14 protein-coding genes are annotated in these 17989 nt (G+C 63.5%); 6 read left to right on the forward strand and 8 right to left on the reverse strand.

Translation table 11 applies throughout. The features are described 5' to 3' along the window. Positions 1 to 11: 11 nt before the first annotated feature. A complete protein-coding gene (locus tag ABID58_RS02080) occupies positions 12 to 1127 on the forward strand; it encodes an FUSC family protein (protein WP_354031343.1) in 1116 nt (371 codons plus the stop codon). 35 nt (positions 1128 to 1162) lie between these two features. After that, positions 1163 to 1567, forward strand: a complete 405-nt coding sequence (locus ABID58_RS02085; protein ID WP_148750904.1) for a VOC family protein — start codon at positions 1163 to 1165, stop codon at positions 1565 to 1567. 133 nt (positions 1568 to 1700) lie between these two features. Here the strand turns inward: ABID58_RS02085 and ABID58_RS02090 are convergent, their stop codons facing one another. After that, on the reverse strand, positions 1701 to 3092 hold the full coding sequence (locus ABID58_RS02090) for an MATE family efflux transporter (RefSeq protein WP_354031344.1): 1392 nt from the start codon (positions 3090 to 3092) through the stop codon (positions 1701 to 1703). A gap of 184 nt (positions 3093 to 3276) precedes the next feature. After that, positions 3277 to 4572: a UDP-N-acetylglucosamine 1-carboxyvinyltransferase gene (gene murA, locus ABID58_RS02095; protein ID WP_354031345.1), complete on the reverse strand. Its 1296-nt coding sequence runs from the start codon at positions 4570 to 4572 to the stop codon at positions 3277 to 3279. Positions 4573 to 4935: 363 nt separating this feature from the next. Here murA and ABID58_RS02100 point away from each other — a divergent pair, with 363 nt between their 5' ends. From ABID58_RS02100 to ABID58_RS02115, 4 genes are all read left to right on the forward strand, one after another. Beyond that, positions 4936 to 5346 carry a TadE/TadG family type IV pilus assembly protein gene (locus ABID58_RS02100; protein WP_354031346.1) on the forward strand — a complete coding sequence of 137 codons (411 nt, stop codon included), beginning with the start codon at positions 4936 to 4938 and terminating at the stop codon, positions 5344 to 5346. 1 nt (position 5347) lies between these two features. Beyond that, positions 5348 to 7009 carry a pilus assembly protein TadG-related protein gene (locus ABID58_RS02105; protein ID WP_354031347.1) on the forward strand — a complete coding sequence of 554 codons (1662 nt, stop codon included), beginning with the start codon at positions 5348 to 5350 and terminating at the stop codon, positions 7007 to 7009. Positions 7010 to 7128: 119 nt separating this feature from the next. After that, positions 7129 to 7263: a hypothetical protein gene (locus tag ABID58_RS02110; RefSeq protein WP_354031348.1), complete on the forward strand. Its 135-nt coding sequence runs from the start codon at positions 7129 to 7131 to the stop codon at positions 7261 to 7263. Positions 7264 to 7744: 481 nt separating this feature from the next. Then, a complete protein-coding gene (locus ABID58_RS02115; RefSeq protein WP_354031666.1) occupies positions 7745 to 8650 on the forward strand; it encodes a LysR family transcriptional regulator in 906 nt (301 codons plus the stop codon). Between the two features lie 178 nt (positions 8651 to 8828). Here ABID58_RS02115 and gyrB read toward each other — a convergent pair whose 3' ends face one another. The 6 genes from gyrB to rpsT form a co-directional block, all read right to left on the reverse strand. Next, positions 8829 to 11264: a DNA topoisomerase (ATP-hydrolyzing) subunit B gene (gene gyrB / locus ABID58_RS02120; protein ID WP_148750899.1), complete on the reverse strand. Its 2436-nt coding sequence runs from the start codon at positions 11262 to 11264 to the stop codon at positions 8829 to 8831. 279 nt (positions 11265 to 11543) lie between these two features. Next, positions 11544 to 12287, reverse strand: a complete 744-nt coding sequence (locus ABID58_RS02125) for a hypothetical protein (RefSeq protein ID WP_354031349.1) — start codon at positions 12285 to 12287, stop codon at positions 11544 to 11546. Positions 12288 to 12405: 118 nt separating this feature from the next. Further along, on the reverse strand, positions 12406 to 13542 hold the full coding sequence (gene recF, locus ABID58_RS02130; protein WP_354031350.1) for a DNA replication/repair protein RecF: 1137 nt from the start codon (positions 13540 to 13542) through the stop codon (positions 12406 to 12408). Between the two features lie 99 nt (positions 13543 to 13641). Then, entirely contained in the window at positions 13642 to 14760 is a 1119-nt protein-coding gene (gene dnaN / locus ABID58_RS02135) for a DNA polymerase III subunit beta (protein ID WP_354031351.1), read from the reverse strand. A gap of 252 nt (positions 14761 to 15012) precedes the next feature. Continuing rightward, positions 15013 to 16425 carry a chromosomal replication initiator protein DnaA gene (gene dnaA / locus ABID58_RS02140; protein ID WP_354031667.1) on the reverse strand — a complete coding sequence of 471 codons (1413 nt, stop codon included), beginning with the start codon at positions 16423 to 16425 and terminating at the stop codon, positions 15013 to 15015. 1277 nt (positions 16426 to 17702) lie between these two features. Further along, on the reverse strand, positions 17703 to 17969 hold the full coding sequence (gene rpsT / locus ABID58_RS02145; RefSeq protein ID WP_018319466.1) for a 30S ribosomal protein S20: 267 nt from the start codon (positions 17967 to 17969) through the stop codon (positions 17703 to 17705). Positions 17970 to 17989 lie beyond the last annotated feature (20 nt).

The raw sequence follows: 17989 nt of genomic DNA on the forward strand, positions 1-17989 counted from the left end.
GACATTCGACGATGGCAGGCGCAAAGGAGCTGTTCGACCGCATCCGGTCGCGGCGGACGCAATTGGGGCTGGCGCTCCGGGTCACGGTGGCGGCGACGGCCGCCTATGCGATCGCGACCGCGCTGCATCTGTTGCTGCCGCTCTGGGCGGTGCTGACCTCGCTGATCGTGACCCAGATGAGCGTCGGCCGTTCGCTGAAGGCGACGCGCGACTACATGCTCGGCACCATCGGCGGCGCCATCTATGGCGGCGCCATCGCGATCACGATCCCCTATTCCAGCGAAGCCGGCCTGCTGGGGCTGCTGGTGCTGGCGGTCGCGCCGCTGGCCTTCATCGCGTCGATCTATCCGACCCTGAGCACCGCCACCGTGACCGCGGTGATCGTGCTGCTGGTCCCGACCATGCATCATGCCGATCCGCTGGCATCGGCGATCGATCGCGTCAGCGAGGTTTCGGTCGGCGCCATCACCGGACTGCTGGTCTCGTTCCTGGTGTTGCCGTCGCGCGCGGTGCGGCAGATCCGCGCCAGCGCGGCAAAACTGCTCGAGCTGATTGCTGAGGCTTTTACGGAGCTGCTCGCGGGCCTCACCCGCGGCCGCGACAACGATGCGCTGCATCGGATCCAGGATGGCATCGGCACCGCCATGGTGGGCATGAATGCGATCGGCGCGGAGGCCGAGCGCGAGCGTTCGGCGCGGCTGTCGAGCGGTCCCGACACCGGCCCGCTGCTGCGTACGATTCTGCGGCTGCGCCACGACGTCGTGATGATCGGCCGCGCCACCGTGGTGCCGCTGCCGGTCGAGGTGCAGGTCAGGCTCGCCGGCCCGCTGGCCGAAGTCAGCGCGGCGATCCTGCGCTTCCTCAAATCCGCGGCCGAAGCCCTGCGCGAGGGCGGCGGCGCGCCGCCGATCCATCCCGTGCACGTCGCGCTTCAGCACTATTCGGAGGCCGTCGCGGCCGTGCGCCAGGACGGGCTGATCCGCGGCCATGCCGGCGACACCGCGGAGCGCTTCTTCGCGCTCGGCTTCTCGCTGGAGCAGATGCACCAGAACCTCTGCGATCTCGACCGCGTCATCGGCGAATGGTCGGAGGCCGCGGGTGACAAGCCCGCGCGCGTCGCGGAATAGAGCGTGAGCAATGCGTAATGAAGGAAGGAGAGAGCATGTTAGGAAACGCGAAGGTGGCAACCCGGCTTCCGGCCAAGGACCTGAACCGCGCGCGGGCGTTCTACTCCGAGAAACTCGGGCTCGAGCCGGTTGAAGAGCGTGCGGGCGGGCTTCGCTATGTCTGCGGGGGGAGCGAGTTTGCGCTGTTCGTCTCGGCCGGAACACAATCCGGCACGCACACGCAGATGGGATGGGAGGTCGAGGATATCGAGGCAACGGTGCGCGAGCTTCGCGCGCGGGGAGTCGAGTTCGAGGAGTACGACCTGCCCGGCTTGAAGACCGTCAATGGAATTGCAGAGATTGCCGGGAATTATCCCAGCAAGGGGGTTGGGGAGCGGGGCGTCTGGTTCCGCGATAGCGAAGGTAACTTGCTGGGGATCGGGCAGCCGGTGCGAACTTGACAAGCGGCTGTGTCGAGACAGCTGAAGGGACCGCCAAGGAGCAGAACAGCTCGACCGACGGCGTCATCGCTCCGGCTCCAAAATCCTCCCTTGCCGGCATCGACATTCGGGGCGACTTCGCGAACGGGTCTGGTCATCCCGCAATCTTGTGCGTCAACATCCGGAATCGCAAGATCAACAGGCCGGCATAGACGAACGATCCGATCGACAGTCCGATCCAGACGCCGACCGCGCCGAGGCCGGCGTGGAAGGCCAGCGCCCAGGCAATCGGGAAGCCGACGCACCAATAGCCGATCGCCGCGAACACCAATGTCATCCTTGTGTCGTTGATGCCGCGCAGCGCACCACCCATGATGGTCTGCAGCGCATCGGCGATGAAGAAGGTTGCGCCGACCAGCAAAAGTGTTGCGGTGAGCTCGACGGTCGGGGCGCTGGCCTCGCTGCTGCCGAGGAACAGCCGCCCCAGCTCATAGCGGCCGAGGATGATGGCAACGGTCAGGCCTGCGACGAACGCGATCCCGAGCACGGCTGCGACGAGGCCCGCGCGTCGGACGCCGGCCGGCTCGTTACGGCCATAGGCATGACCGACCCGCACCGTCGCGGCCATGCCGATGCCGAGCGGGACCATGAACAGCACGGCCGTGACCTGGAGGGCGATCTGGTGCGCGGCCAGCGCAGTGGTCGAGATCAGCCCCATCAAGAGCGCGGCCGAAGAGAACAGGCCGTATTCCAGCAGGAGGGAGAACGAGATCGGCGCGCCGATCACGATCAGCTGACGCATCAAGGGCCAGTCGATCCGCCACAGATGGGCCAGCGGATGATAGTCGGCGAACGGCTTGCGCCACGCCGCGATGGCGAGCGCCGCAATGAAGGTGCCGAGATTGACGAGCGTCGTCGCCAGTCCCGCGCCGAACAGGCCGAGCTCGGGCAGGCCGAACAGGCCATGGATCAGGCAGTAGACCAGCGCGAAATTCGCGGGGATCGCCGCGAGCGTGATCCACAGCGGCGCTTGCGGCCGGTTCACCGCGCTCATCATGCTGCGCAGCGCGATGAAGCCGAGTGCCGGCGCGATGCCCCAGGCAAGGCCATTCAGATAGCGCTGGGCGAGGTTCGCCGAATGCGGCGCCTGTCCGAGCGCAATCAGGATGCGCTCGCCATAGAGCGGCGAGGCCATCATCGGCAGCGAGATCAGCAGCGCGACCCAGAGGCCGACGCGCAAGGACAGGCGGATGCGCCTGACGTCGCCGGCGCCGAACGCCTGCGCGGCCAGCGGCGACACCGCGGCCATCAATCCCAGCCCGAAGGTGAAGCTGACGAAATAGACGGTGTGCGCAAGTGCCGCAGCGGCGACTGCATCCTCGCCGAGCCTGCCGATCAGCGCGAGATCGCTGGTGATCATCGCGATCTGCCCGAGCTGCGTCAGCATCATCGGCACGGCCAGCCGCAACGTCTCGACGAACTCCGCCGCGAGATGGCTTTGCGCGCCGGCTTGCGGCTGCGAATGAGGTTGAACAGTGTCGAGCATGGCTATCCAGTAGCATCGCAGGGCGACGAAAACATGGCTCTCGTGTCCCGGACGCGCGAAGCGCGAGCCGGGACCCAGAAGCCACAGGCGCTGATCTCCGTGACATGGGCCCCGGCTCAGCAGCGCATCACTGACGTGCTGCGCTGCGTCCGGGGCACGAGACCAGTGCCAGATTGAAAGAGCCTCACCCCTTCCGTTCCGGCACGCGCCGGATCTTCGCGCCCAGCGCGTTCAGCCGTTCGTCGATGCGCTCATAGCCGCGCTCGATCTGGTCGGCGTTGTTGATGGTGGAGGTGCCCTCGGCACAGACGGCGGCGAGCAGCATCGCCATGCCGGCGCGGATGTCGGGCGAGCTCAGCGTCGCGCCGTGCAGCCGGCTCGGCCCCGCGATGATGGCGCGATGCGGATCGCATAGCACGATACGCGCGCCCATCCCGATCAGCTTGTCGACGAAGAACATCCGCGACTCGAACATCTTCTCGAACATCAGGATCACGCCTTCGCACTGCGTGGCGGTGACGATCGCGATCGACATCAGATCGGCGGGGAAAGCCGGCCAGGGCTGGTCCTCCAGCTTCGGCACGTGGCCGCCGAAATCGTCCTGGATCTTCAGCGTCTGGTTCGACGGCACGATGAGGTCGTCGCCCTCGATGCGGCAGACGATGCCGAGCCGCTCGAAACCCATGCGGATCGAGCGCAGATGCTCGACGCCGGCACGGACAATTCGCAGGGGCGAGCGCGTCACGGCGGCGAGACCGATCAGCGAGCCGACCTCGATATGGTCGGGCTGGATCCTGTAGGTCGCTTCCCCCAGCGTCGCCGGGCCATGAACGATCATGGTGTTGGTGCCGATGCCCTCGATCTTCGCTCCCAGCGCGACCAGGAAGTTGGCGAGGTCCTGCACATGCGGCTCGGAGGCGGCGTTGCGCAAATGGGTGACGCCGTCAGCCGCGACTGCGGCAACCAGCGCATTCTCGGTCGCGGTGACGCTCGGCTCGTCCAGGAACACGTCGGCGCCGGTGAGCTTTGGCGCGCGGAATTCCAGCCGGTCGGTCGCGGTGACCTTGGCACCGAGTTGCTCCAACGCGAGCATATGGGTGTCGAGCCGGCGCCGGCCGATGATGTCGCCGCCGGGCGGCGGCAGCATCACCTCGCCACAGCGGGCGAGCAGGGGGCCTGCGAGCAGGATCGAGGCGCGGATGCGGACGCAGAGCTCGGGATCGAGATCGGCGGCGCGGATGCTCTTGGCGTGGATGTGAAGAGTGTTGCGGGCAGTCCATTCTGCGGCCGCGCCGACCGAGCGGACCAGCTCGACCAGGGTCTCGGTGTCGCGGATCCGCGGCACGTTCTCCAGCGTCACCGGATGCTCGGTGAGCAGTGCGGCCGCGATGATCGGCAGCGCCGAATTCTTGTTGCCGGCCGGCTCGATCGAGCCCGAGAGCCGGTGACCGCCCTCGACGATATATTGGATGGGCGCCACTTGGGTTCTCGCTTCCTGTTTCAGTTGGGCTGGGCCGCTATCATGGCGGAAACTATAGGGAATTGCCGCCAATATCAATTTTGTGCCCCGCCGTCTGCGGCTCATTTGTTGCGGAAATCGACCGGATGTTGCGCCCAGCAGGAGAACGGATCGGATCCGGTGGCGCCCCTAGAGGGCAAATTAGAACGATGAGCCTTGCCCGGCATAGGTGACCGCGATCGGGTCAGGGGCCGGTCACGAGCCGAATCTTATGGCACCATCAACATTTATGAACCCCTCAACCTAAGCTTGCGTCACCTATACGCTTTGTAAGACAGGCATCGGGCAAACTATGGAGAAGTTCGTACAGCAGGGGCTCCTCTAATGCGTTTCATGCGAAATGAGAGTGGTGCATCGGCGGTCGAATTCGCAATGCTGCTTCCGGTGTTCCTGACGATCATCTTCGGTATCGTGGTATTCGGATCCTATCTCACGATGGTCCACGGTGTTCAGCAACTCGCAGCCGAGGCGGCACGAACATCGATCGCCGGCTTGAATGACAGCGAGCGCAACAGCCTCGCCACTTCCTACGTCACGACGAACCTTGGAAGTTATCCTCTGCTGGACGCAACAAAGGTCAACGTGACTGCAGCGCCATCGGGCGCGGACGCAAATATCTACATCGTAACGGTGCAGTACGACGCGTCTTCCGACTTCATATTTGCGCTTCCATTCACGCCACGCCTGCCATTTCCGATCACCCGGTCGGCAGTGATCCCATACGGAGGCTTTTGAGATGCGGCACAAATCGCTCATTGATCGCTTTCGTGCCGACATTTCGGGCAACTTCACGATCATGGGCGCGGGTTTGATGACGCTGGTCATCGGCTGCACCGCCCTTGCCGTCGACGTCGGCGCGATCTTCGCCGACAGGCGAAAGGCGCAGAGCGCCGCCGATCTTGCCGCGGTCGTCGCGGCGAGCAATCTCACCAATGCCTATAATGCGGCGGCCGCAACCGTCGTGAAGAACAATTTTCCTGCCAATTCGCTTGTCGCGGTGAACCTCGGCACCTACACGCCGAATTCGGCGGTGACGCCACAGGCCCGCTTTGTAACGCCAGCGACCGGCGTGGCGAACGCTGCGCGGGTCACCCTGAATACTCAGACGCCGCTTTACTTCGCGCGCTACTTTACCGGCAGCAGCAACTTCACGATCAATACGACGGCGACGGCGTCCAGCACCGCTCTCGCGTCATTCGCGATCGGCTCGCGGCTGGCATCGATCAATGGCGGTCTCTTGAACGCCATTCTTGGCGGCATGCTCGGCACCAGCCTCTCGCTATCTGCGATGGATTATCAGTCGCTGATCAATGCCAAGATCGATGCCTTCGATTTCCTGGCGGCCCTTGCGACACGCGTGAACCTGACGGGAGTGACCTACGACAGCCTTTTGACGGGCAACGTCAAGATGTCCGATGCCATCGCAGCGGCGCTTGCTGCACAACAGGCCGCCAACGGCGCAAGCTCGGCGACAATTGCCCTGTCGACTATTTCGCAAGCGGTATCGAGTCTCTCGAACAAGCTCAGCCTCGCCTCACTGATTGACCTGGGGCCATATAACGGCCTCACGGTGGGCCAGAAACCCAAAGTCGGCGTCAGCCTCTCGGTCTACAGTCTCGTCTCGGCGATTGCCGAAGTGGCCAACGGTACTCATCAAATCGCAACGTCAGTCAATCTCGGGCTTCCCGGCGTCTTGAACGCAAGCCTGGTTGTGACGATCGGGGAGAGACCGGTCGGATCGGGATGGGTCACGCTTGGGACACAGGGCGCGAGCGTGCATACTGCTCAAACCAGAATCCTGCTCACGGTCCAGCTCGGAGGAAGTGGTCTCGTCCCCGCTCTCAATCTTCCGATTTACATCGAGATCGCCCAGGGAACGGCAACGCTCGATGCCATCTCCTGCAGCCATCCGGACGTCAGCAATTCGACGGTCAGGCTCGGCGTGACGCCGGGCATTGTCGATGCCTGGATCGGCAATGTTTCCATGGCTGACATGACGAACGTCACCAGCAAGCCCAATCCTCCGCCAGCCGTGCTGGTTGGCGTAGGCGGGCTGAACGTATCCGGCCGAGCGCACGCGGCGATGGGAAATACGTCGGCGACGCCGGTGACCTTCACTTATGTCGACATCCAGTCTCAGCTGGCAAAGACGGTCTCGACCCAGAACTTTGCGTCGTCCTTGACGTCGAGCCTGTTGGGCGACCTGTCGCTCAGCATCAATGGCGCAGGTCTTCCGATCCCGGGTTTGACATCGACGGTGGCCGGGATCCTGTCGGGGGCGACTACGTCAATCGATCAGCTCATCGCCTCGACCTTGTCAACGCTTGGTGTGCGAGTCGGCCAGGCCGACGTCTGGGTCACGGGCGTCCGCTGTGACGGCGCAGTGCTCGTCAATTAGACGTGAGCCGCGGGACTGTGCGTAACCTGCTGAACCGGATCAGGCGCATAGGTGCGCCGAATTCTAGCGGAAGCTCAATCGAATCTCTCAATGTCGTCTCCGGTGACGTCGCGACCGCGATGACAGCGATCCGATCCGCCATCGGACACGTCAGTGAGTATGTCGCGAATACCACCGCGGTGGTCGAGGAGCAGAGCGCGGTCACCGACGACATTGCCTCGAGCATGCAGCGCGCTGCGGCGGAACTGGCGTGAGGGTTCGCAATCCGGCGGCAACTTGTGTGAGTGAACCAGGTAAGATCAGCCGACGGGAGTTCGAGCAAAGCCAAACGTCAGCGCTGCACGGGAGACACTGTTTGAATGGGGGTACGACAGGGTAGCAGTCTCGAATTGGATCGGCGGGAACTTGCCAAGCTCAAGATTGAAACTTAGGATAGAGCGCGCAAGGAAGCTTGCGATGTTTCTAAACCGACGTTTGCAACGTATTCAACCATTGGGCAGATCGCGTTTGGCTCGGTTGCGCTCCTGACGCGCGAGCTCATAAAGCTCAAAGCGGTTACCGACGGCTGCTTTGATATGCATTTTGCGCGTCGGCGCATGTGTCGCAGCATGGGATAATGACGGATTGGACGAGCTATGCGCTGTCGTGTCCGACGCCGGCGCTTTGTCCGCTAAAAAGATTTTCCCTTGATCGTAATCAACCAGGACCGCTGTTTAGTCGATCAGTCCCTTGGCGATGATCAAGCGCACGCTGGTGGGGAGAATGTCAAGCAAGAACGGTACCATTATCCCGATTGAGATTATGCGCACGGTTGTCGCAATCACAGAGCTTGGCAGCCTGAGCAAGGCTGGCGAGCGTCTTGGGCTCTCGCAACCGGCTGTCAGCTCTCAGGTAAAGCGTTTGCAGAATCTGATCGGAGGTGCAGTTTTCCAGAAGAGCTCGAGTGGCGCAACGCCGACGGAGCTGGGCAAGCTAGTCTTGATTCAAGCTCGTAAGATTCTGGATGCCAACGACCAGGTGCTGCAACTCGGGGGCAAGGAAGGTGGGCCGACTGCGCTGCGGCTCGGCCTTAGCACCGCGTTCGTTGAACGCTTCATGCACGACAGGCCTCCGGATGCTCTATCCAATATATTCGTCCATGCTGATCATTCGAGCGCGATCAGGAAAGGCCTTTTGGAAGGTTACATTGACATCGCCTGCGTTTTTGCGCCGGACTCGGACCACGAATTCAGGGACACGATTGTCCACCAGTTCAGCGTGCCGCTGGTCTGGATTCGTGCAAATGGCTTTGTCATCAGACCGGGCGACCCAATCCCGTTGGTGACCCTCCCTGAAGACGACTACATGATCCGTCCGCTCGTAAAGGCAGGGCTCTCGTATCGGATTGTATTTTATAGTCCGGATTATCAGGCGCGCATGACGGCAGTGAGAGCCGGGATAGGGCTGGGAGCCGTTCCTTTATCGATCGCGCCTGGCGATCTGGTAGAGGCGAAAGAGTATTATTTGCCGCCATTACCGGCCCTCAACGCCTATGTTTGCTCGCGAGCGGGACTTGAGCGGAACGATGCCACGGAGCTCCTGCGCAGTCTTTCAACGACGTTTGCGAACCCGCCGATATCGGTACCCCTCGGGCTGAAATAGGGTGCTGATGGGCCGTTCAACTCCGGCACGGCAGCCGAGACTGTCCAGCATGTCGCCGCAAAACGGGATCTCATCCCGAAGAGCCAAGGCCGGCGTCTCGAAGATCGGGCGCACGGACACTGTGGACCATGTTCTGTTGCAGTCGTGAGCGGCAGGCTTCCCAGGCGCGCAACCGGTCCTAGATATCGATCGTCGCGCTCAGCGAATGTTCCTGGATGAAATCGCGGCGCGGTTCGACCACGTCGCCCATCAGCTTGGTGAAGATGTCGTCGGCCTCGTCGACCTCCTTGACCTTCACCTGCAGCAGCGAGCGCGCATTGATATCCAGCGTTGTTTCCCAGAGCTGCTCCGGGTTCATCTCGCCCAGCCCTTTGTAGCGCTGCAGCGTGACGCCCTTGCGGCCGGCGTCGGTGACCGCCTCGAACAGGTCGACCGGGCCGTAGACCATGTGCTCGACGTCCTTGCGCCGCAGCTTGCCGGGGCGGGCATAAACGTCCTGAAGCTTCACGGTGTATTCGTCGAGCTTGCGGGCTTCGACCGAGCCCAGGAAGGCGTCGTCGATGACGGCGGCTTCCCTGACGCCGCGCACCGTGCGCTCGAACTGGAAACCCTGACCTTCGACGTACTGGCCGAGCCAGCCGCGCTCGACCTCCTCGGACTGATTGTCCAGGCGGCCGGCGATGTATTGCGCGGCTGCGGCAGCCTTCTCGGGATCGCCGTAGATCGCCTTGTTCAGCACGCCGGTAATCGCGGCCTGCTCGATCACCTTGCGATTGTAGCGGCTGTGCAAATTGCGGAGGACGCTGCGGACAGTCCGGGCATCGTCGACCAGCGAACGCAAATCGCGGCCGGTGCGGTCGCCGCCGACGCCGGGAATGAACACGCAGTCGTCGAGGCCGGTGTCGATCAGATAATCTTCGAGCGCCCGCTCGTCCTTCAGATATTGCTCGGACTTGCCACGCGAAACCTTATAGAGCGGCGGCTGTGCGATATAGAGGTAACCGCCGTCGATGATGTCGCGCATCTGCCGGTAGAAGAAGGTCAGCAGCAGGGTGCGGATGTGGGCGCCGTCGACGTCGGCGTCCGTCATCACGATGATCTTGTGATAGCGCAGCTTCTCGATCGAGAACTCGTCGCTGATGCCGGTGCCGAGCGCGGTGATCAGCGTGCCGATCTGCTCGCTGTGCAGCATCTTGTCGGGACGCACGCGTTCCACGTTGAGGATCTTGCCGCGCAGCGGCAGCACCGCCTGGAATTCGCGGTTGCGGCCCTGCTTGGCGCTGCCGCCTGCCGAGTCGCCCTCGACGATGAAGAGCTCGGATTTCGCCGGATCCTTTTCCTGGCAGTCGGCGAGCTTGCCGGGCAGCGAGGAGACCGAGAGCGGGCTCTTGCGGGTCAGCTCGCGCGCTTTTCGCGCGGCTTCGCGGGCGGCGGCGGCCTGGATCACCTTGCCGACGATCATCTTGGCTTCAGACGGATGCTCCTCGAACCAAGCCTGGAGCGCCTCGTTGAGCACGTTCTCGACCACGGGACGCACTTCCGAGGACACCAGCTTATCCTTGGTCTGCGACGAAAACTTCGGGTCCGGCACCTTCACCGACAGCACGGCGGTGAGGCCTTCACGGCAATCGTCGCCGGTCAGCGCGATCTTTTCCTTCTTCGCATTGGCCTCAGCATAGCCGTTGACCTGGCGCGTCAGTGCGCCGCGGAAGCCGGCGAGATGGGTGCCGCCGTCACGCTGCGGGATGTTGTTGGTGAAGCACAGCACGTTCTCATGGTAGCTGTCGTTCCACCACAATGCGGCCTCGACGCCGATGCCGTTGGCCTCCGCGCGCACCATGATCGGTGCCGGCACGATCGCCTTCTTGTTGCGGTCGAGATATTTGACGAATTCCTCGACGCCGCCGGAATAGTGCATCTCCTCACGCTTCTCGACCGCATGACGCATGTCGGAAAGTGCGATGTTGACGCCGGAATTGAGGAAGGCGAGCTCGCGCAACCGGTGCTCGAGCGTGGCGAAATCATACTCGATGTTCTTGAAGGTGTTGGGGGAGGCCTGGAACGTCACCTCGGTGCCGCGCTTGCCGGGCGCATCGCCGACGACGGCCAGCGGTGCCACCGCGTCGCCATGGGCGAACTCGATGTAGTGCTCCTTGTTGTCGCGCCAGATGCGCAAGCCGAGCTTGCTCGACAGCGCGTTGACGACGGAGACGCCGACGCCATGCAGGCCGCCGGAGACCTTGTAGGAGTTCTGGTCGAATTTTCCGCCGGCGTGCAGCTGGGTCATGATGACCTCGGCCGCGGAGATGCCTTCGCCCTTGTGGATGTCTACAGGAATGCCGCGGCCGTCGTCGCGCACGGTGACGGAATTGTCGGCATTGAGCACGACGTCGACGCGCGAGGCGTGGCCCGCCAACGCTTCGTCGATCGCGTTATCGACGACCTCGTACACCATGTGGTGCAGGCCCGAGCCGTCATCGGTGTCGCCGATATACATGCCGGGGCGCTTGCGGACGGCATCGAGCCCCTTGAGCACGCGGATCGATTCCGCCCCGTAATCGCTTGGATTTGAGAGCTCGTTTTCGGCAGGCGTCTGCCGAGCAGGTTCTGTCATGAGAGGCCTTCGAGATGTCGCCCGAATCAGCCGCGCAAAAGGCGCTGATTTGCAGGCTATTTGTGCCATGAAAGACCAATTGCGCCTAGCGCAAAGTATCCTGTGGCAACCCTTTGATGAGATAGGATTTTTGGGCCGGTTTTCAAGGCGCGCGAAGGCCGATTTGGGGGCTCGCGAAAAGCCCGATTCGAGGGGTGTTTTGGGAGCCCGAAAGACGTGGATTTTGCGGGGGGAACGAGAGCTGGTTCCGAGGCGCTCCCGATCAGGATGATGCAGGGATCAATACAGCAGGAGCGGTGACCATGCCTCGCCGTCACGCCCGATCGTGAGCTCCCAGGTGTCGCCAGCGACGAGGTTAAGGACGTGCGTGGTGGCCGGATGGCCGGGCACACCCAGTTCGTAGGAATATTTGCCGGGTGGCAGATCCAGCGACACCGCACGGGTGCCGGCGGCGCGCTTTACGGTCTGGTCGTTGATCGTGAGTTCGGCGTCGGTCCCGCTGATATTGGAGAACACCAGCTTCGCCTGGCCGGGCTCGGGCATGACGTTCGCGCTGGTCGCGACAGATGCGTTCTTCTGCACGAGATCGACGCTGGTGCTGCTGTCCTTGCGGTCGAGCGCCAGCATGCCGGGCCCGACCGGGGAGACGAAGGCGAGCTGGACGTGATCGGCGGAGACCACCGCGCCATCGCGCTGTTCCTGCCAGCCGAGCTTTCCGAGCTCGCTGCGGTAGAAGGCGAGCACGTTGCCGAGCTCGGCGGGCACGGTCGCCTCTAACTTGGTGCGGAGCGGCGTTGCAACGCCCTGCACGACGGTGGTGTGGATTCCCCGGTAGCTGTAACGGGTCGGTGCGGGCAGCCGGGCCTCGGGATCCGGCGTGAGCCCGGGCGAGAACAGCACTGAGACATGCGGCATCCAGGCGCTGGCGGTGGCCGCGAGCAGGCAGCTTGCGAGGAAGGCGAGGCCGCACGCAAACGCCCGCCATCGTGCCGGAGCTTTCACCCCGAGCCTTACCGTCCGCATGGTCACCCTCAAGGACATCGCGCGCTGTGAGATCGCCGCGATTGCAACGGCTGCGACACCGTCGGTGCGGCCTCAGGGAGCTAGTCGCGACGGGAAATGTTCGGGTTCAACGACGCAGCTATCGCCGCGCGGAAACGTGTCCGCTCTCGACGTCAAAGACTTCGCTGCCGGCGCCGATTCCGGCAAAGGCGGCCGGGTCGGCGCCGGTCAGCCACACCTGCGCACCGAGCTTGCGCAGCTCGTCGAACAGCGCGGCGCGGCGGTTCGGATCGAGATGGGCGACGACCTCGTCGAGCAGGAGCAGCGGCACAATGCCGGTCATCTCGGCGACCAGCGTTGCATGCGCCAGCACGAGGCCGATCAGGAGCGCCTTCTGCTCGCCGGTCGAGGCGTCGCGCGCCGGCATGTTCTTCGGCGCATAGATGACCTGGAGATCGGTGAGGTGCGGGCCGTCGGTGGTGCGGCCGGCAATCGCATCGCGCGGGCGGTTGTCGCGCAGGATCTGGCGGTAGCGGTCCTCGACCGAGGTCGCGGTCTCGGTCAGCAGCGCGTTCTCCATCCAGCCGTCGAGCGCGATCTGCGCCGACGGAAACGCCGATTGTTGTGCGCGCGCGTTCAGCATGCCGGTCAGCCGCGCCGCGGTCTGGCCGCGCGTTGCGGCGACCGCGACCGCAAGCTCGGCGGTCTCCCGCTCGATCGCGTCACACCAATGGTCGTCATAATTGCGCGTCTCGAGCAGGCGGTTGCGCGAGCGCAGCGAACGTTCGAGCGCGTTGATGCGGCTGGAATGCTCGCTGTCGATCGCGAGCACCAGGCGGTCGAAGAAGCGCCGCCGCTCGGAAGCAGCGCCCATGAACAGCCCGTCCATCGCCGGCGTCAGCCATACCATGCGGATATGGTCGCCGAAGGCGGCGGCCGAATTCACCGGCTCGCGGTCGATGCGGCAGCGCCGGCTGACCGCGGTGTCGGGTCGCGGTGCGTCAATGCCGGTGCCGAGCGTGGCCAGCCCCAGCGCGCCCTCGGCTTGCACGGACACCGCCCAGGAGCCGTCGCCCTGGTTGTCGGCGACGTCCTCCAGCGTGGCGCGCCTCAAGCCGCGTCCGGGCGACAGGAACGAGATCGCCTCGATGCAATTGGTCTTGCCCGCCCCGTTCGGCCCGACCAGCGCCACCATGTCAGCCGCCGTCTCGAGCCCCGCCGCCCGATAATTGCGAAAATGCGTCAGTGTCAGGCGATGAATGCGCGAGGGGGTCATGCGGTCTTTGTCATTGGCGCGCGTCAGCGGCGCCGCCCTTCGGACGGCTGTGCCCGGCCATGACGGATGTAGTCAATGCGTGAAGAGGCTGGTAGCCCCTCACACCCGCATCGGCATCAGCACATACAGCGCGCTCTTGTCGTCCTTGTCCTGCACCAGGGTGGGCGAGCCCGGGTCGGCGAGCTTGAGCGTGGCGACGTTGCCTTCGATCTGGGCTGCGATGTCGAGCAAATAGCGGGAGTTGAAGCCGATATCGAGCGCGTCGGAGGCGTACTCGACCTCGAGCTCTTCGGTGGCGCTGCCGGAATCCGGATTGGTCACCGAGAGCACCAGCTTGCCCGGCGACAGCGACAGCTTCACCGCGCGGCCGCGCTCGCTCGAGATGGTCGAGACGCGGTCGACCGCGTTCTCGAAATCCTTCTTGTCGACGACGAGCTCCTTGTCGTTGCCTTGCGGGATGACGCGGCCGTAATCGGGGAAGGTGCCGTCGATCAGCTTCGAGGTCAGCACCACGTTACCGATGGTGAAGCGGATCTTGGCGGGCGACAGCTCGATCGTGACCTCGGCCTCGTTGTCCTCGATCAGGCGCTGCACCTCGCCGACGGTCTTGCGCGGCACGATCACGCCGGGCATGCCCTCGGCGCCCTTGGGCTGGATCAGGTCAAGCTGGGCGAGGCGGTGGCCGTCGGTGGCAACGCCGCGCAGGGTCGCGGCGTTCGCGGAGCCTGCGGCGTGCAGATAGATGCCGTTGAGATAATAGCGCGTCTCTTCCGTCGAGATCGCGAACTGGGTGCGGTCGATCAGCCGCTTGACGTCCTTGGCGGCGAGCGAGAACGAATGCGACAGCTCGCCGGTGGCGAGATCCGGGAAGTCGTTCTCCGGCAGGGTCTGCAGCGTGAAGCGCGAGCGGCCGGCGCGGATCGCCAGCACCGCGCGGTCGCCGTCGGCTTCCAGCACGATCTGCGAGCCATCCGGCAGCTTGCGCACGATGTCGTAGAACATGTGCGCCGGCACGGTGGTCGAGCCGGCCGTGGCGGTTTCCGCAGGCAGCGTCTCCGTGACCTCGAGGTCGAGGTCGGTTGCCTTCAGCGACAATTTCGCGTTCTCGGCGCGCACCAGCACGTTGCCCAGGATCGGAATCGTGTTGCGGCGCTCGACCACGCGATGGACATGGCCCAGCGACTTCAGGAGTTGCGCGCGTTCGACCGTAACCTTCATTGCACTACTCGCCCGATCCCCAAAAGAAGGAAAAAGCCGGGCGGAGGAAAGCGCGCCGCGGCACCGAAGACCCCGGAAAGCCGGATCATCCAGCCGATATGACCAAAGCCGTCAGGGTCGCGCAAGGTGGCGCGGATGGCCCCGGGATTCAAGGGATCGGGGGGCAGTTCCCCACGATTTACAGGCAAAAACGCGACCGCCGCCCAGGCATGGCCGGGGCGGCGGGAGGTGGAGAGAGGGGTACCTAGGCGTTTATTCCTGAAGCTGGCGCTTGAGCGACTCGACCTCCTCGGACAGCGCATTGTCCTTGGAAACCAGTGCCTCGATCTTGCGCACGGCGTGCAGCACCGTGGTGTGGTCCCGGCCACCGAAGCGGCGGCCGATCTCGGGGAGCGAGCGCAGGGTCAGCGTCTTGGCGAGGTACATCGCCACCTGGCGCGGACGCACCACATTGGCGGTCCGGCGCGAGGACAAGAGGTCGGAGCGGCTGACATTATACTGCCGTGCCACCACGCGCTGGATGTCCTCGATCTTGATCCGCTTCGGCTCCTGCGGCCGGATCAGGTCGCGCACCTCGTGCTCCGCCATCTCCAGCGTCACCGGCCGGTTGTTGAGCTTCGAGTGCGCCAGCAGGCGGTTGATGGCGCCTTCGAGGTCGCGGCCGTTATGGGTGATGGCGCGCGCCAGATAGGTCAGCACCTCCTCAGGCACCTCGAAGGTCGCGTGATGGGTGCGGGCGGCTGCGACGCGCGACTTGAGAATGCCGTGGCGCAGCTCTTCGCCGAGCGAGCCCATCTCGACCACGAGACCGCCGGCCAGACGCGAGCGGACGCGGTCATCCAGGCTTTCGAGGTCGGACGGCGGACGGTCGGCCGCGATCACGACCTGACGGCCGGCATCGATCAGCGCATTCAGCGTGTGACAGAACTCGGCCTGCGTCGACTTGCCCTGCAGAAACTGGAGATCGTCGATGACGAGCACGTCGATGCCGCGCAGCGCTTCCTTGAAGGCGAGCGCCGTCTGCGTCTTCAACGCGGCGACGAAGCCGTACATGAATTTTTCCGCGGTGAGATAGAGCACCTTGCGCTCGTTACCGGAATTGCCGGCCCAGGTCACCGCCTGCAAGAGGTGCGTCTTGCCGAGGCCGACGCCGGCATGGATGTAGAGCGGGTTGAACATGACGGGATCGCCGCGGCGTCCCTCGGCGACCTGACGCGCGGCTGCGTGCGCCAGCGTGTTGGACCGACCGACGACGAAGCTCGCAAAGGTCAGGCGCGGATCGAGCGGCGAGCCGCCGAGCGCATCATGATTGGCGGACACCGGCGCGGTCGCCGTCGAGCGTAGCTCGGGCGCAGGCGCACGGCGCGCTTCGATCGGCGCCGGCGCTTCCTTCGACTGCACCACGGGGCGCACCGCGGAGCGAACGGTGAGATCGATGCGATGCACTTCCGGCATCTCGGCCTGCCAGCACGACAGCACGCGCTCGGCATAATGAGCCTGGATCCAGCTCTTCAGGAAGCGGGTTGGGACCGAGAGCCGCACGCTCTCCTCCTGCACGCCTTCGAGATCCATGCGCGCAAACCAGCTCGTATAGACGTCTTCGCCAACGTTCGAGCGCAGCCGGCTCTTCACGCGTGACCAGCGATCCTGTTCCGATGTCGTCATCATTTGAGAACTTTTCTTGAGAGATAAGGTTGCGTTGTGAGCGCCATGCAGAGTTCCTGCCATCAGGGTTTCCGCAATGGCGCGACCTCGAGCGAGACCATCGTCGGACACAGCCCGGCCGTTCGGCGCGAACGCCGCGGTCAGATCAGCGATGTCAGAGATGGGGTGTTCGCGAGGTCAGCGCGTACTCGGCGCTGCGTCACACGCGGGAGGCTGGATGTCCGACAGATCCAGAATGGCATACTTGGAAAAGGAAACTTGCTTCAATACCGCGTTGAGTCCGTAAGACATGATACCTCCCCGTCCTGCCGTGATTGCTCACGACAAGGTCCTGCGTGTCCTAGAAGACAACTGCGACTGAAGTCGCCGATGTCCTGCCCGTCTGCACTGTTCGTCCGTTCGGCTACGCCATCGTGCGTGTCGGGGTAGCTTCGTAAGGTCCCTCATTTGCGCCTGGCGCGGGCGAGATTGAGAAAAATCCCGCTTGGAGACATTTTGACAAAGAGCTACCGTTCCCACATTGCTGTGGGTTTTGATCCGACAATCGCTTGTTGAAGCGTCGCCTACGTGCACACCGCCGCCGATTTGCACGCTCGCCCCGTTTCCAAAACCGCGCTGGTCTCAAGATCGTGGGCGCCGCGAACGACTTAAGAAATACACTATGCGGAAAGACTCGCAACGGAATTGATTCACACTTGAGGCGATTAAAAACTTGATCTGCGTTAACGCCGCGCGGGAGTTGTTCACAGGCTCCGGAGCAAGTTTCTGGATTCGTGCACAGATTCGAAAATGCCGGACGTCGTGTGACAAAGACTCCCCCACCGCCAAAAATTTTTTACAAAAGCGTCACGCACGTGCCGCGCACCCGAATTTTCCAAATGCTTGGCGCTGCTATGTGGATAAGTGATTAGCGAGACATCGTTTTTTGAGTCGCGTTTCACAGGGTAACCCCAGCGCGAAACGCATTCCGGGGAAACTACGGTGTGCCGAACTCGCGCGCGCGAGAATCCAACTTAGGCCCGCCCCGCAGGGGTTTTTCGCACTGCACTGAAAGTTTCCGCTGTGGCAAAAACAACGACAGGTAGAATTACGGATATAGCATAGCGAAGACGACAAGACTCTTCCAACGGAAGATTGGTCGCCCAAAGACTGCAAGGATGAATTGTGACAGGCAACAAAAAGCCCGGCGCGAAGCCGGGCTGATTGACGAATGCGATGCTCGCTTCAACCGATCGAACGAGACGATCGGATTGTTCGACGAACTTTACTTCGTGAGTTTACTTCGCGAGCTTGGCGATCTGCGCGGTGAGGCGCGAGACTTTACGGCTGGCATTGTTCTTGTGAATGATGTTGCGCTGGGCGGCGCGCATCAGCGCGGGCTCGGCGTTGGCCAGCGCCTTGACGGCGGCGGCGCGATCGCCGGTCGCGATGGCTTCCTCGACGTTACGCACGGCACCGCGCATCTGGGTGCGGCGCGACTTGTTGACGGCAGTGCGGCGGGCGATCTTGCGCGTCGCTTTCTTGGCGGAGGTAGTGTTGGCCATGGTCTCAATGTCCTTTGCGG

It is taken from the genome of Bradyrhizobium sp. S3.2.6 (assembly GCF_040546885.1).
Taxonomy (GTDB): Bacteria; Pseudomonadota; Alphaproteobacteria; order Rhizobiales; family Xanthobacteraceae; genus Bradyrhizobium; species Bradyrhizobium cytisi.

Coding starts and splice junctions, on each gene's coding strand:
- ABID58_RS02115 (WP_354031666.1), top strand. CDS start 7,745: ATGATCAAGCGCACGCTGGTGGGGAGAATGTCAAGCAAGAACGGTACC.
- ABID58_RS02100 (WP_354031346.1), top strand. CDS start 4,936: ATGCGTTTCATGCGAAATGAGAGTGGTGCATCGGCGGTCGAATTCGCA.
- dnaN (WP_354031351.1), bottom strand. CDS start 14,760: ATGAAGGTTACGGTCGAACGCGCGCAACTCCTGAAGTCGCTGGGCCAT.
- ABID58_RS02125 (WP_354031349.1), bottom strand. CDS start 12,287: ATGCGGACGGTAAGGCTCGGGGTGAAAGCTCCGGCACGATGGCGGGCG.
- ABID58_RS02090 (WP_354031344.1), bottom strand. CDS start 3,092: ATGCTCGACACTGTTCAACCTCATTCGCAGCCGCAAGCCGGCGCGCAA.
- rpsT (WP_018319466.1), bottom strand. CDS start 17,969: ATGGCCAACACTACCTCCGCCAAGAAAGCGACGCGCAAGATCGCCCGC.
- gyrB (WP_148750899.1), bottom strand. CDS start 11,264: ATGACAGAACCTGCTCGGCAGACGCCTGCCGAAAACGAGCTCTCAAAT.
- ABID58_RS02085 (WP_148750904.1), top strand. CDS start 1,163: ATGTTAGGAAACGCGAAGGTGGCAACCCGGCTTCCGGCCAAGGACCTG.
- dnaA (WP_354031667.1), bottom strand. CDS start 16,425: ATGACGACATCGGAACAGGATCGCTGGTCACGCGTGAAGAGCCGGCTG.
- ABID58_RS02105 (WP_354031347.1), top strand. CDS start 5,348: ATGCGGCACAAATCGCTCATTGATCGCTTTCGTGCCGACATTTCGGGC.
- ABID58_RS02110 (WP_354031348.1), top strand. CDS start 7,129: ATGACAGCGATCCGATCCGCCATCGGACACGTCAGTGAGTATGTCGCG.
- recF (WP_354031350.1), bottom strand. CDS start 13,542: ATGACCCCCTCGCGCATTCATCGCCTGACACTGACGCATTTTCGCAAT.
- ABID58_RS02080 (WP_354031343.1), top strand. CDS start 12: ATGGCAGGCGCAAAGGAGCTGTTCGACCGCATCCGGTCGCGGCGGACG.